The organism is Achromobacter sp. CSND-B12 (assembly GCF_052906545.1).
The window spans coordinates 2763480-2776955 of sequence record NZ_JBREGJ010000001.1 but is presented as its reverse complement, the minus strand read 5'-3'; the positions used below and the strand labels follow the sequence as shown (position 1 = coordinate 2776955).

Below are 13476 nucleotides of genomic sequence, written 5' to 3'. Positions count from 1 at the left end.
GCCCCCATGAAAGCGGGCCGGCCGGGGATCAGTTGTCCAGCTTCTGCTTGAGCAGGTCGTTGACCTGCTGCGGGTTGGCCTTGCCGCGCGCGGCCTTCATGATCTGGCCGACCAGCGAGTTGAACGCCTTCTGCTTGCCGGCGCGGTATTCCTCGACGATGGCCGGATTGGCCGCCAGCACCTCGTCGATCATGGCGCCGATGGCGCCGGTGTCGCTGATCTGCTTGAGGCCGCGGGCTTCGATGATGGCGTCGGGCTGGCCGCCGTTCTCGCCGGCCCACATGGCGCCGAACACTTCGCGCGCGATCTTGTTGGAGATCGTGCCGTCGATGATGCGGTTGATCAGCGCGGCCAGGGCCGGCGCCTGCACCGGCGCGTCGGCGATGGCCTTTTCTTCCTTGTTCAGGGTGGCGGCCACTTCGCCCATGATCCAGTTGGCGGCCAGCTTGGCCTGGCCGGCCGGCAGCGCGTGCGCCACGGCCTCGAAATAGGCGGCCAGGTCGCGGCTGACGGTCAGTTGCGCGGCGTCGTAGGCCGGCAGGCCGTACTCGGATTCGAAGCGGGCGCGCTGGGCGGCCGGCAGCTCCGGCATGGCGGCGCGGACCTCGTCGACCCATTCGCGCGAGATCACGAGCGTGGGCAGGTCGGGATCAGGGAAGTAGCGGTAGTCGTGCGCGTCTTCCTTGCTGCGCATGCTGCGGGTTACGTCGTGGTCGGCGTCGTACAGGCGGGTTTCCTGGACCACGGTGCCGCCATCCTCGATCAGCTCGATCTGGCGCCGCGCTTCATAGGTGATGGCGCGTTCCAGGAAGCGGAACGAGTTGACGTTCTTGATCTCGGTGCGGGTGCCGAATTCCTTCTGGCCGACCGGGCGCACCGAGACGTTGGCGTCGCAGCGGAACGAGCCTTCCTGCATATTGCCGTCGCAGATGCCGAGCCACACCACCAGGCTGTGCAGGGCGCGGGCGTAGGCCACGGCCTCGGCGGCCGAGCGCATCTCCGGTTCCGTGACGATTTCCAGCAACGGCGTGCCGGCGCGGTTCAGGTCGATGCCGCTGGCCGGCGAGCCGTTGGCCAGGGTGAAATTGTCGTGCGAGGATTTGCCCGCGTCTTCTTCCAGGTGCGCGCGCGTCAGGTTGACGGTCTTTTCTTCCTCGCCGACGAAGAACGACAGCGAACCGCCCACCACCACCGGCAACTCGTACTGGCTGATCTGGTAGCCCTTGGGCAGGTCGGGGTAGAAGTAGTTCTTGCGCGCGAACACCGAGCGCGGCGCGATCTCGGCGCCGACCGCCAGGCCGAAGCGGATGGCGCGTTCGGCGGCGCCGCGGTTCATGACCGGCAGGCTGCCCGGCAAGGCCAGGTCGACTTCGTTGGCGTGGGTGTTGGGCGCGGCGCCGAACTCGGTGCTGCTGCCCGAAAAGATCTTGGAGTCGGTGGAAAGCTGGGTATGCGTTTCCAGGCCGATGACGATTTCCCAGTTCATGCTTAGGCGTCCTGCTGGGCCGGCGTGGCCTTGTGCCACGTCGTGACTTGTTGGTAGCGGTCGGCGATGGCCAGGAGGCGGCCTTCGTCGAAGTAGTTGCCGATGATCTGCAGGCCGACGGGGCGCTTGGCGCCGGCGCCGGTGCCGAAACCGCAAGGGATCGACATGGCCGGCAGGCCCGCCAGGCTGACGCCCAGCGTGTAGACGTCGGCCAGCCAGTCGGCGGTGGGGTCGTCGCGGTTGTCGCCGATGTTCTTGGCGACCGTGGGGGTCACCGGGCCCATGATGACGTCGCACTGGCCGGCGAAGGCGCGCTGGAAGTCCTGGGCGATCATGCGGCGCAGGCGCTGGGCCTGCAGGTAATAGGCGTCGTAATAGCCATGCGACAGCACGTAGGTGCCGATCAGGATGCGGCGCTTGACCTCGTCGCCGAAGCCTTCGGCGCGCGAGCGGCTGATCATCTCGTTCAGGTCGCCGTACTGTGCGGCGCGATGGCCGTAGCGCACGCCGTCGTAGCGCGCCAGGTTGCTCGACGCTTCGGCGGGGGCGATGACGTAGTAGGCGGGGATGGCCAGCTCGGTGCGCGGCAGCGACACTGGCACGCGCACCGCGCCCAGCGTTTCGAACTGGGCCAGCGCGGCCTGTACCGCGGCGGCCACGTCCGGGGCCAGGCCGGCACCGAAGTATTCCTCGGGCACGCCAATGCGCAGGCCCTTCAGGGGCTGGCTGCCGGCCGCGTCGAACCTGCCTTGCGCGGCATCGAAATCGCGCCGCACGCGGCCCGGTTCGTTGGCGGCGGCATCGCATTTTTCCAGGCTGGTGGCGTCGCGCGGGTCGAAGCCGCTGATGACGTCCAGCAGTTCGAGCAGGTCGCGGCTGCTGGGGGCCAGCGGGCCGGCCTGGTCCAGGCTGGAGCCGAAGGCCACCATCCCGTAGCGCGAGACGGTGCCGTAGGTCGGCTTGATGCCGCTGACGCCGCACAGCGCGGCGGGCTGGCGCACCGAACCGCCGGTGTCGGTGCCGGTGGTGGCGGCCACCAGGCGGGCGGCGACCGCGGCGGCCGAGCCGCCCGAGGAGCCGCCGGGCACGGCCGCCGGATCCCACGGATTGCGGACCACGCCGTAGGCCGAATTCTCGTTGCCCGAGCCCATGGCGAACTCGTCGCAGTTGAGCTTGCCCAGCGACACGGCGCCGGCGGCCTGCAGGCGCTCGACCACGGTGGCGTCGAACGGACTGACGTAGCCGTCCAGCATCTTGCTGCCGGCGGTGGTGCGCCAGCCGCGGGTGACGAAGGCGTCCTTGTGGGCGATGGGCACGCCGGCCAGGGGGCCGGCGTTGCCGGCGGCCAGCGCGGCGTCGGCGGCGCGGGCCTGGGCCAGCGTCAATTCGGCGTCAATATGTAAGAAGGCGTTCAGGCCGCTGGCCGCGTCGGCGGCCGCCAGCGAGCTTTGCGCCAGCTCGACGGCGCTGACCTGGCGTTGGGCGAGGGCCGCGCGCAGGGCGGCGATCCCCTCGAATTGGGTGTGCAGGGCGGGTTGGGTCATGGCTTAGTCGAGAACCTTGGGGACCAGGAAAAGGCCGTCCTGGGCATCGGGGGCGTTGGCCAGCAGTTCGGCGCGGCGGGCCTCCGAAGCGGTTTCGGTGACCGCGTCCTGGCGCAGGCGCAGCACGATGTCCTCGTGGGCCGACAGCGGGTGGGCCAGGGGTTCGACGCCTTGGGTGTCGACGGCCTGCAGCCGTTCGATCAGGTGGAGGATGCCATTGAGCTCGGCTTGCGCGTGGCCGCGCTGGTCCGGGGTCAGTTCGATTCTGGCCAGCCTGGCAATGCGGGCCACATCTGTGTCATTGAGCGCCATGGGGATTGCGAATATCGAGAAGCGAAGGCCGAGGGGCGGGACTGGGCAGTATGCACATGCCAAACCCGTTACAAAGCTTGAATAGCCTGCATTTATGCGCTATTTCCGGGGAAATTATAAGTTATGATTCACGGTTTAATCGCCGTGATGACAGGCGCACCCAGGCTTTCCCGGGTGGTACGCCCCGCGGCATGACCCCAATTCCCCCCAGAATTTAGCTGAGCTCCCATGTTCGGATTCCTGCGCAGTTATTTTTCCAGCGATATGGCGATCGACCTCGGTACCGCCAATACGCTGATCTACGTCCGCGGCAAGGGCATCGTGCTCGACGAGCCCTCCGTGGTCGCGATCCGTCATGAAGGCGGGCCTCACGGCAAGAAGATCATCCAGGCCGTCGGCCACGAAGCCAAGCAGATGCTCGGCCGCGTGCCCGGCAACATCGAGGCCATCCGGCCCATGAAGGACGGCGTCATCGCCGACTTCACGGTCACCGAGCAGATGCTCAAGCAGTTCATCCGCATGGTGCACCCGCGCAACATGCTGGCGCCCAGCCCGCGCATCATCGTCTGCGTGCCCTGCGGCTCCACCCAGGTTGAACGCCGCGCCATCCGCGAATCGGCCCTCGGCGCCGGCGCCTCGCACGTGTTCCTGATCGAAGAACCCATGGCCGCGGCCATCGGCGCCGGCCTGGCCGTCTCCGACGCCAGCGGCTCCATGGTCGTCGACATCGGCGGCGGCACCACCGAAGTGGCGGTCATCTCGCTGGGCGGCATGGTCTACAAGGGTTCGGTGCGCGTCGGCGGCGACAAGTTCGACGAGGCCATCGTCAACTACATCCGCCGCAACTACGGCATGCTGATCGGCGAACCCACCGCCGAACTCATCAAGAAGGAAATCGGCTCGGCGTTCCCGGGTTCCGAAGTCCGCGAAATCGAAGTCAAGGGCCGCAACCTGGCCGAAGGCGTGCCGCGCAGCTTCACGGTCTCGTCCAACGAGATCCTGGAATCGCTGACCGATCCGCTCAACCAGATCGTATCGGCCGTCAAGATCGCCCTGGAACAGACCCCGCCCGAACTCGGCGCCGACATCACCGACAAGGGCATCGCCCTGACCGGCGGTGGCGCGCTGCTGCGCGACCTCGACCGCCTGCTGCAGGAAGAGACCGGCCTGCCGGTGGTGGTTGCCGATGATCCCCTGACCTGCGTCGTGCGCGGCTGCGGCGAGGCGCTGGAACATCTTGAGAAACTGGGCGCGATCTTCATCAACGACTAATACCGCCCGCCAGCCCGGAGCCCCGCTTTTCCACGGCTCCGGCCGCTGCGGGGGCTGCGGGCGCGGGCGCCCGGGCTGAGATTCATGCAACGACAAGGGACTCCCCCCCTATTCAGGCGCGGCCCTCCCGCGGAGGTGCGGCTGGTCATCCTGGTCGTCCTGGCACTGGCTCTGATCATCATGGATTCGCAGTGGCGCATGCTGGAACCGGCGCGCCGGGCGATGTCCGTGGCGCTGTATCCCTTCCAGCGCGCCGTCATGGCGCCGCGCGACCTGGTCCAGCAGGTCAATGAATGGGTCAACGCGGCCAACCTCATCCGCAGCGAAAACGAAGCCCTGCAGCGCCAGCGCATCGAACTGGCCCAGGTGGCCACGCACGCGGCGCAGCTGGCCGCCGAAAACGCCCAATTGCGCCGCCTGCTCGGCGTGACCGACACCGTGGCCCAGTCGGCCGTGGTGGTCGAAGTGCTGTACGAACCCACCAACGCCTTCAACCAGCGGCTGGTGTTCAACAAGGGCAGCAAGGCCGGCCTGGCGCCGGGCATGCCGGTGATCGATGAAGGCGGCGTGGTCGGCCAGATCGTGCGCGTCACGCCCATGACGGCCGAGGCTGCCCTGGTCACCGACGAACAGGTATCGATCCCGGTGCAATTGCTGCGCAACGGCCTGCGCCTGATCGCCTTTGGCGGGAACTCTCCCGGCAAGATGGAGGTCCGCTACCTCGCGGCCAATGCCGACATCAAGGAAGGCGATACCATCGTCACCAGCGGCGTCGGCGGCCTGTTTCCCGCCGGCCTGCCGGTGGCCAAGGTGACCTCGGTCGAGCGCGACACCGCTTCCGGCTTCGCCCGCGCTGTCTGCGAGCCGCTGGCCCACCCTGAGCGCTATCGCCACTTCCTGGTCCTGCAGGTGGATGTGGAACGTGCCGAGTCCAACCGTCAGGAGGTCGATTCCGGTGGATCGGACTAACCAACCATCATCCGGCCAGCCCCGACGCCGCCTGGGCACGCCCAGCAACGTGCAGCCTGACCGCCTGTCGGGGCCGGCGCACGGCCTCTTCGTGTGGGGCACCATCCTGCTGGTGTGGCTGGTGTCGCTGCTGCCGTGGCGGTTGTGGCAGGGCGCGCCCGACGTGCTGATCCTGATCATCGCTTTCTGGTGCGTCCATGAGCCGCGCCGCGTCGGCCTGTTCACCGCCTTCTGCTTCGGCCTGCTGATGGACGTGCATGACGCGGGCCTGCTCGGCGAGCACGCGCTGTCCTACACCCTGGTCGCCTACGGCGCCGTGGTGCTGCACCGCCGCCTGCAACGGTTCGACCTCTGGAGCCAGGCGATGCACATGTTGCCGGTGTTCCTGATCGCGCGCTTCATCACCCAGATCATCCATGCCTGGCTGGCCGGCAAGTGGCCGGGCTGGGACTGGAGCATCAGCGTGGCCATCACCGCCGCGTTGTGGCCGCTGGCGGGCTGGGTGCTGCACTTGCCGCAGCGCGGTGCCGACGACGCCGAATCCTCCTCCGCCTGACGGCGGCGCCGCGTCTCATGTTTGAATTCAAGAAAACCGGCCAGCAGCAGAAGCAGCGCTTCCGCCTGCGCGCCTGGGTCGGCGGCATCTTTGCGCTGGTCTGCTTCGGCGTGCTGATAGGCCGGTTCTGGTACTTGCAGGTCGACCGTTACGAAGGCCTGTCCGAACGCGCCGACCGCAACCGCATCGCGGTCGTGCCGATCCCGCCGCGCCGCGGCGAGATCCTCGACCGCAATGGCGAAGTGCTGGCGCGCAACTACCGCACCTACACCCTCGAAGTGGTGCCGGCCCAGGCCGGCAACATGAATGCGCTGTTCGAGCGCCTGACCGAGGTGGTCTACATCAGCCCGGCCGATCAACGCCGCTTCAAGCGCCGCGCCGCCGAATCCAGCCGCTACGCCAGCCTGCAGCTGCGCAATAACCTCAACGAGACCGAAGCGGCCTGGTTCGCGGCCCACGCCTTCCAGTTCCCCGGCGTCGAGCTGCGCGCCCGCTGGGTGCGCGAGTATCCGCAGGGGCAGTCCGCCGCCCACGTGGTGGGCTACATCGGCCGCATCGCCGAAAACGACAACGAGGAACTCGAACGCGCCGGCCTGCTGGGCAACTATCGCGGTACCGACGTTATCGGCAAGAAGGGCATCGAGAAGACCTGGGAAGAAGCCCTGCATGGCCGCACCGGCCTGGAAGAGGTCGAAGTGACCGCGGGCGGCCGTCCCATGCGCACGCTGCGCCGCATCGACCCGGTGCCGGGCTCGGACATCATGCTGTCGATCGACCTGGGCCTGCAGAAGGTGGCCGAGGAAGCCTTCGAGGGCCAGCGCGGCGCGCTGGTGGCGATCGATCCCGACACCGGCGAGGTGCTGGCCTTCGTCTCGCAGCCCTCGTTCGACCCGAACCTGTTCGTCGACGGCATCGACGTGGACAACTGGCGCATGCTGAACGAGTCGCCGGACCACCCGCTGATCAACCGCCCGCTGTACGGCACCTACCCGATCGGTTCCACCTACAAGCCTTTCGTCGGCCTGGCGGCGCTGGAACTGGGCAAGCGCCGCGCCACCGACCGCATCTCGGACCCCGGCTACTACGAGTTCGGCGGCCAGAAATTCCGCAATGCCGGCGGCGCCGCCTATGGCATGACCGACATGCACAAGGCCATCGTGGTGTCGTCGGACACGTACTTCTATTCGCTCGGCCCCGAGATCGGCGTGAACGCGCTGCACGATTTCACCAAGCAGTTCGGCTTTGGCCAGATCACCGGCATCGATCTCGAAGGCGAGAAGCGCGGCGTGCTGCCCTCGACCGAGTGGAAGCGTTCGGCCTACAAGGACAAGGACCGCCAGCGCTGGTACGCCGGCGAGACGATTTCGGTGGCGGTGGGGCAGGGCTACAACGCCTTCACCCTGCTGCAACTGGCGCAGGGCACCTCGACCCTGGCCAATAACGGGCTGTACCGCCGTCCGCACCTGGTGCACGCGGTGCGCGACCCGCGTTCGGGCGTGGCCAAGCCTACGGAATCCGCGCCCGACTACCGCATCCCTCTCAAGCAGGCCAATGTCGACGTCATCAAGAACGCCATGGCCGACGTGGTCCGCGCCGGCACCGCGCGCCGCGCCTTCGCCAACGCGCCCTATCAGGCCGCCGGCAAGACCGGCACGGCCCAGGTGTTCAGCCTGCGTGGCGGCCACTACCGCGCCAGCGCCATCGACGAACGCCTGCGCGACCACGCGCTCTTCATGGGCTTCGCGCCGCTGGAACACCCGCGCATCGCCGTCGCGCTGATCGTCGAAAACGCCGGCTGGGGCGCCAGCGTCGCCGCGCCGGTGGCGCGCAAGGTGTTCGACTACTGGCTGGCCAAGGATCGCCAGGACAAGATCCAGCGCCCCGAGCGCAACGCGTCGACGGCCTCGGTCGAAAACATCACCTCCGATCTGGTGCGCCAACAATGAAGCGTCTCGGCCTGATCCTGCTGCGCGTCTTCACGGCCTTCGACTGGCCGCTGCTGGCGATCCTGCTCATGTTCGCGGCGCTCGGCCTGACGGTCATGCATTCGGCGGTGGGCGGCACCGACTGGCGCTTCGCCGAACAGTCGCGCAATTTCATCATCGCCTTTTTCGCCATGTGGACCATGGCGCTGATCCCGCCCAAATGGCTGATGAAGCTGGCGCTGCCGTTCTATGTGATCGGCGTGGTGCTGCTGCTGGGGGTGGAATTCTTCGGCGAGACCAGCAAGGGCGCGACGCGCTGGCTCAACCTGGGCGTGACCCGTATCCAGCCGTCCGAAATGATGAAGATCGCCGTGCCCATGATGCTGGCCTGGTATTTCCAGCGCCACGAGGGCGCGGTGCGCATCCGCGACTTCCTGGCCGCCGCCGCGATGCTGGCCGCGCCCTTCGGGCTGATCGTGCTGCAACCCGACCTGGGCACCGCGCTGCTGGTGTTCGGCGCCGGCTTCTTCGTCATCTACTTCGCCGGACTGTCGTTCAAGCTGCTGGTGCCGGTCATGCTGGCGGGCATCATCGCCATCGGCACGCTGGTGTACTACGAAGACCAGCTGTGCGAACCGGACGTCAACTGGGTGGTGCTGCACGATTACCAGAAGCACCGCGTCTGCACGCTGCTCAACCCCAGCTCCGATCCGCTCGGCAAGGGTTTCCACACCATCCAGTCGATGATCGCGGTGGGCTCGGGCGGGGTCTACGGCAAGGGCTACATGAAGGGCACGCAGACGCACCTGGATTTCATCCCCGAACGCACCACCGACTTCATCTTCGCCGTCTACGCCGAGGAATTCGGCCTGTACGGCGGTATCGCCATCCTGGTTCTGTATGGCCTGATGATGGCCCGCGGCCTGACCATCGCTTCGCGCGCGTCATCGCAGTTCGGGCGGTTGCTGTCCGGCGCGTTGACGATGATGCTGTTCATTTATGTATTTGTGAACGTGGGCATGGTGACGGGGATTCTGCCTGTGGTCGGGGTGCCCCTGCCGTTCATGAGTTACGGCGGCACGGCGTTGTTCACCATGGGGATCGCGTTTGGGATCATGATGAGCATCAGTCGGCATCGGTCGGTCAAGAGCTGAGCTTTTTTTCTTCGTGGGCCGCCCGGGGCGGTGGGCGCACGGGTGGGCGCGCCTACGATTGCGGTCCGGAGCCTTCGCTCCGGACTGCCCCATACTCAACCTCGTCCGCCTTCGGCTCCCTACGGTTTCCGTCGGGCGCATCTGAACGGCGCGCCCACCCGTGCGCCCACCGCCCCGGGCTACCGGTGTCGAGGAATGTGACGCTGCTGCAGCGTGGGGTAAGGAGAGAGTCTTGCGTCGCCCGCCGTTGACGGCCGCGCGGGCGGCCATCAACGGCATACATGGTGTCTGGCGTCGGGGCGGGGTTCGCTGCGCGTGGGTGACGAGTGGGGTTCTGATAACTCCGCATGGTCAGGGGAGGGGCGGTGGTGGTCGGCGCGGCGTAGAACGTATTGCGCGTGACGGACCTCTCGCGCCGACCACGCCGATGAACATCACACGTCCCTCACCAGCGGCGCCGCCGCCACCCCTTCGACGTCCCTCATCGCGTAAGCCCAAAAAGGCCGCCCGCGCGGCCGGCTTTGGGCGGGCCCCGCAAGATCCTCCTCTCTCCCCCAGTCGCTGGCAAAAACGCCAAGCACCCCATTCGCCCCTGCGATGTTGAGCCCGAGACGACGTGAGCCCGTTGCGTTGGCGGGCGGGGCGGCGGGGCGTGTAGATGCGCCCGAGGGAAACCGTAGGGAGCCGAAGGCGTACGAGGTTGACAACGGGGCAGTCCGGAGCGAACGCTCCGGACCGCAATCGTAGCCCCGCCGCCCCGCCCGCCAACGCAACGGGCGGCTCAAGAACCCCTGAGCCGCCCGCAAAAACAACCGTAAACACAAACCCTCAAGGCAACGCTTCAGGCACCCCTAAGTCCGCGGCCAGCTTCTTCAATCCATCCCAGATTGGGGGCGCGAATTCCAGCGACTCCGCGTTCAGCTCGCGGTTGCGGGCTTCGTACTCGCCCGGGTACTGAACCCCATCCACGCCCGGTTGGGGCGGGCAGGCATGCAGGTAGTCGATGAACGCGCCCACTTCCATCGAGCGCCAGTCCGTATTGAAGTCCACCTGCGGATCCAGCAGCAGCGCGAACATATTGTTCGTGGCCACTCCGTTGCGCGGGTGTTCCGGCTGGATCGTGCCGCCGCCGGACAGCACGCCCGCCAGCAGCTCGGCCACCAGGCCCATCGCGTAACCCTTGTGGCCGCCGAACGGCAGCAGCGCGCCCGGCGGATCGGTGAACAGCGCGCCCGGATCCGTGGTCGGATTGCCTTGCGCATCGATCAGCGAGCCCGGCGGCGCCTGCTCGCCCTTGGCCGCCAGCACGCGGGCCTTGTTCACCGCGATCGAACTGGTCGCCATGTCGACGATGAACGGCGGGCGGCCGCCCGGCAACGGGCCGGCAAAGCACAGCGGATTGGTCGTCAGGCAGGCGCGCGCGCCGCCGAACGGCGCCACGGTGGGGGCGCGGTTGATCACGTTGGTGAAGGCCAGCAGGATCAGACCCTTGGCCGCCACCATCTCGCCGTAGTGGCCCATGCGGCCCAGGTGGTGGCTGCGGCGCAGTGTCAGGATGCACTGGCCGTGCGCCTGCGTGCGCTCGATGGCTTGCTCGATCACGGTCTTGCCCACGTACTGGCCCAGGCCGTTGTGGCCGTCGTAGGCCAGCATGGCGCCACGGTCGTTGAGCAGTTCGGGGCGGCCGTCGGCCTGCGCCAGGCCTTCGGCCAGCACACGCCGATAGTTGGTCAGGATCGACAGGCCGTGGCTGGTGTAGCCGACGCGGTCGGACTCCACCAGGTGCTCGGCCACGTCGCGCGCGATATCTTCCGGCACGCCTTGCGCCATCAGCACGCGACGGCCGTATTCATTGGCTTGGGCAATGGAGATTTTCATGACCTGATCTCCTTACAGCCAGCCCAGCCAGCGCCAGTAGGTCATGCCCATCAGCATCATCAGCGCATAGCCGATGACGGTGACCAGGATGCCGACCTTGGCGAACTGCTTGGCGTTGAAGGTTTCCGTGCCCAGGCACACCATGTTCTGCGGCGCGTTGATCGGCAGGATGAAGCCATAGCTGACCACAAAGCCCAGCAGCATGGTCATGCCCAGGCGGCTGAAGTCGCCCGGCAGCGTGGCCAGCACCGAGATCAGGATCGGCAGCATCGCCGAGGTCAGCGCGGTGGCGCTGGCGAACCCCAGGTGGATGACAATCAGGAAGGCCGACAGGATCGCGAAGATGGCCAGCGGGCCGAGGTGGTCCAGACCCGTGTGCGCCACCACCTGGTTGCCCAGCCATTGGCCGGCCTGCGTGGTCAGCAACGCGGTGCCCAGGCTGATGCCGACCCCGAACACGATCACAGTGCCCCATGGAATGCGTGATTGCACGTCTTTCCAGGTCATCACGCCAAAGCGCGGCAACAGCAGCAGCACCAGGCCGAAGTAGGTGGTGGAGGTGGTGTCGAACTTGTGCAGCTTGCCTTCGGTCGACCAGAACAGCAGCAGCATGACCGACACGGCCATCAGGCGCTTTTGCGCGCCCGTCATGGGGCCCAATTCAAGCAGCGATTTCTCGACAGCTTCCTTGCCCCCCGCGATGCTGTCGCTTTCCGGCGGCAGCAGCTTGAGCACGATTATGATCAGCACCGCCGACATGATCAGCGACCACGGCGCGCCGGCGATCAGCCAGTCCGACCAGGCCACGCGCTGGCCCAGCATCTTTTCCATGAAGCCGACGGTCAGCAGGTTCTGCGCGGCCGCGGTCTGGATGCCGACGTTCCAGATGCTGGTGGCCTGCGCCACGATGATCATGATGCCGGCGGCGATGTTCGAGCGCTTGTCCACGCCAAAGGCCGCGATCACGCCCATCATGATGGGCACCACGGCCGCGCTGCGGGCGGTCGCGCTGGGCACCACCAGGCTCAGCACGATGGTCACGGCGATACATCCGATCAGGATGCGCCGCGTGCTGGTTCCGACCTTGGACAGCGTCACCAGCGCGATGCGCCGATCCAGTCCGGTGAAGGTCATGGCCGCGGCGATGAACAGGGCGCCGGTGACCAGCGCCAGCGCCGAGTTGGCGAAGCCGGTCAGCGCCATGCTGATGGCGGCCGACGTGCCGTAGACCACCTGCGGATCCTTGATGGTGGGCGCGGTGCCCAGCAGGAAGGCCATCAGCGTCGTGATCATGATCGCGCTGGCTTCGTAGGACACGGCTTCCGTGATCCACACCACCACCGCGAACGCCAGGATCGCCAGCATGCGATGGCCGGCAACGGGCAGGTCGGCCGGCAAGGGCAGCATCAGCACGCCGATCATGACGATGAAGCCGGCGACCAGGCCGATCGGGATTTTGGTTTTCTTGGGGGCTTGCGAGGCAGGGACAGCGGTTTCCGCAGTCATATCCATCTCCGGTTGAGGTCAAACTGACGACACCCCGTTGCCAAGCCTTGGGCTGGATCAAAGCGAAGTGTCGACGCTACAGAATGATCGTGACGGCATTAAGGAAAACCCGTATTGATACGTATCAATTCGACGGACAATCGTGCTTGTCGGAAACCCGCTCCGGAGATTATGCTCGTCGGCCGGCAAAAATCGCAACCCTGCGAATGTTGCATAAAAACAAACAAATACTGCAACACCACCGGCGCGAGGTAGTTAATTCGTTCGTGTTATGGCGCGAATGAGATCAGCCCAACGCCAGGCGCAATTGCTCGTCCAGGTGCAGTGTGGGCGCCACGCGCCAGCCGCTCTGGGCATAGCGCAGCCACCGCCCCAGCACCAGATGCGTCAGCAGGCTGGCATGCGCGGCCACGTTGGCCTCGGGCGGCAGGCCGCCGTCGGTCACGGCGATACGCAGCGATTGCTTCAACGACGCCTCGATGCGGTCGTTGATGTGGTTGATCCGTTCCTGCAGGCGATTGTCCTCGGTGACCAGGGCGTCACCCGTCAGCACCCGCGTCATGCCTCGATTGCGTTCCGAGAACGTCAGCAGCATCGACACCGTCTGGTGCGCCTGCGACAGGCCATAGGGCTCGGCGATGGCGATCTGGTTCACCAGCGTGAAAATGCTGGTTTCGATGAATTCGATCAGCCCTTCGAACATCTGCGCCTTGCTGGCGAAATGCCGATAAAGCGCGGCTTCCGATACCGCCAGGCGCGCGGCCAGCGCCGCCGTGGTGATGCGCGAGGCGTGCGGCTGCTCCAGCATCTCGGCCAGGGTCTGCAGAATCTGGGTCTTGCGCTCGCCGGGTTTGCTCGCCATGGACGGGTCTGG

The 13476-nt window shown here is 66.7% G+C and carries 11 protein-coding genes; 5 read left to right on the top strand and 6 right to left on the bottom strand.

Annotated features, from left to right (window positions below):
* Nucleotides 1-28: 28 nt before the first annotated feature.
* From gatB to gatC, 3 genes are read right to left on the bottom strand one after another with little or no spacing between them, the layout of a single operon-like run.
* A complete protein-coding gene (gene gatB / locus ACUTAG_RS13010; RefSeq protein WP_148317403.1) occupies nucleotides 29-1486 on the bottom strand; it encodes an Asp-tRNA(Asn)/Glu-tRNA(Gln) amidotransferase subunit GatB in 1458 nt (485 codons plus the stop codon).
* Nucleotides 1487-1488: 2 nt separating this feature from the next.
* On the bottom strand, nucleotides 1489-3030 hold the full coding sequence (gene gatA / locus ACUTAG_RS13005; protein WP_020925965.1) for an Asp-tRNA(Asn)/Glu-tRNA(Gln) amidotransferase subunit GatA: 1542 nt from the start codon (nucleotides 3028-3030) through the stop codon (nucleotides 1489-1491).
* A gap of 3 nt (nucleotides 3031-3033) precedes the next feature.
* A complete protein-coding gene (gene gatC, locus ACUTAG_RS13000) occupies nucleotides 3034-3342 on the bottom strand; it encodes an Asp-tRNA(Asn)/Glu-tRNA(Gln) amidotransferase subunit GatC (RefSeq protein WP_006389855.1) in 309 nt (102 codons plus the stop codon).
* A 228-nt stretch (nucleotides 3343-3570) separates the two neighbouring features.
* Between gatC and ACUTAG_RS12995 the strand changes: the two genes are divergently transcribed.
* The 5 genes from ACUTAG_RS12995 (at nucleotide 3571) to rodA (ending at nucleotide 9218) form a co-directional block, all read left to right on the top strand.
* The gene (locus ACUTAG_RS12995) at nucleotides 3571-4614 is read left to right on the top strand and encodes a rod shape-determining protein (protein WP_006216320.1); all 1044 of its coding nucleotides are present in this window, start codon (nucleotides 3571-3573) and stop codon (nucleotides 4612-4614) included.
* Between the two features lie 84 nt (nucleotides 4615-4698).
* Complete coding sequence (gene mreC, locus ACUTAG_RS12990) at nucleotides 4699-5583, top strand: rod shape-determining protein MreC (protein ID WP_006389856.1); 885 nt, start codon at nucleotides 4699-4701, stop codon at nucleotides 5581-5583.
* Complete coding sequence (gene mreD, locus ACUTAG_RS12985; RefSeq protein WP_020925967.1) at nucleotides 5570-6139, top strand: rod shape-determining protein MreD; 570 nt, start codon at nucleotides 5570-5572, stop codon at nucleotides 6137-6139. The genes mreC and mreD overlap by 14 nt, the downstream gene beginning before the upstream one ends.
* A gap of 17 nt (nucleotides 6140-6156) precedes the next feature.
* Nucleotides 6157-8085, top strand: a complete 1929-nt coding sequence (gene mrdA, locus ACUTAG_RS12980) for a penicillin-binding protein 2 (protein ID WP_006389858.1) — start codon at nucleotides 6157-6159, stop codon at nucleotides 8083-8085.
* Entirely contained in the window at nucleotides 8082-9218 is a 1137-nt protein-coding gene (gene rodA / locus ACUTAG_RS12975) for a rod shape-determining protein RodA (protein WP_006389859.1), read from the top strand. Before mrdA ends, rodA begins: the two co-directional genes overlap by 4 nt.
* Nucleotides 9219-10046: 828 nt before the next feature.
* On the opposite strand, the gene ACUTAG_RS12970 is transcribed toward rodA, so the two are convergent.
* The 3 genes from ACUTAG_RS12970 to slmA all read right to left on the bottom strand — a co-directional run bounded on the left by ACUTAG_RS12970 (nucleotide 10047) and on the right by slmA (nucleotide 13464).
* Nucleotides 10047-11096, bottom strand: coding sequence for an Ldh family oxidoreductase (locus ACUTAG_RS12970; protein WP_148317401.1), 1050 nt, complete (start codon nucleotides 11094-11096; stop codon nucleotides 10047-10049).
* Nucleotides 11097-11108: 12 nt separating this feature from the next.
* Nucleotides 11109-12602: a DASS family sodium-coupled anion symporter gene (locus ACUTAG_RS12965; protein WP_148317399.1), complete on the bottom strand. Its 1494-nt coding sequence runs from the start codon at nucleotides 12600-12602 to the stop codon at nucleotides 11109-11111.
* Nucleotides 12603-12888: 286 nt separating this feature from the next.
* Nucleotides 12889-13464 carry a nucleoid occlusion factor SlmA gene (gene slmA, locus ACUTAG_RS12960; protein ID WP_006389862.1) on the bottom strand — a complete coding sequence of 192 codons (576 nt, stop codon included), beginning with the start codon at nucleotides 13462-13464 and terminating at the stop codon, nucleotides 12889-12891.
* Nucleotides 13465-13476 lie beyond the last annotated feature (12 nt).

Excerpts from the sequence above, each read along its gene's own strand:
- ACUTAG_RS12995 (WP_006216320.1), top strand. The coding sequence starts at position 3,571 with ATGTTCGGATTCCTGCGCAGTTATTTTTCCAGCGATATGGCGATCGAC.
- ACUTAG_RS12965 (WP_148317399.1), bottom strand. The coding sequence starts at position 12,602 with ATGACTGCGGAAACCGCTGTCCCTGCCTCGCAAGCCCCCAAGAAAACC.
- gatA (WP_020925965.1), bottom strand. The coding sequence starts at position 3,030 with ATGACCCAACCCGCCCTGCACACCCAATTCGAGGGGATCGCCGCCCTG.
- slmA (WP_006389862.1), bottom strand. The coding sequence starts at position 13,464 with ATGGCGAGCAAACCCGGCGAGCGCAAGACCCAGATTCTGCAGACCCTG.
- mrdA (WP_006389858.1), top strand. The coding sequence starts at position 6,157 with ATGTTTGAATTCAAGAAAACCGGCCAGCAGCAGAAGCAGCGCTTCCGC.
- rodA (WP_006389859.1), top strand. The coding sequence starts at position 8,082 with ATGAAGCGTCTCGGCCTGATCCTGCTGCGCGTCTTCACGGCCTTCGAC.
- mreC (WP_006389856.1), top strand. The coding sequence starts at position 4,699 with ATGCAACGACAAGGGACTCCCCCCCTATTCAGGCGCGGCCCTCCCGCG.
- gatB (WP_148317403.1), bottom strand. The coding sequence starts at position 1,486 with ATGAACTGGGAAATCGTCATCGGCCTGGAAACGCATACCCAGCTTTCC.
- gatC (WP_006389855.1), bottom strand. The coding sequence starts at position 3,342 with ATGGCGCTCAATGACACAGATGTGGCCCGCATTGCCAGGCTGGCCAGA.
- ACUTAG_RS12970 (WP_148317401.1), bottom strand. The coding sequence starts at position 11,096 with ATGAAAATCTCCATTGCCCAAGCCAATGAATACGGCCGTCGCGTGCTG.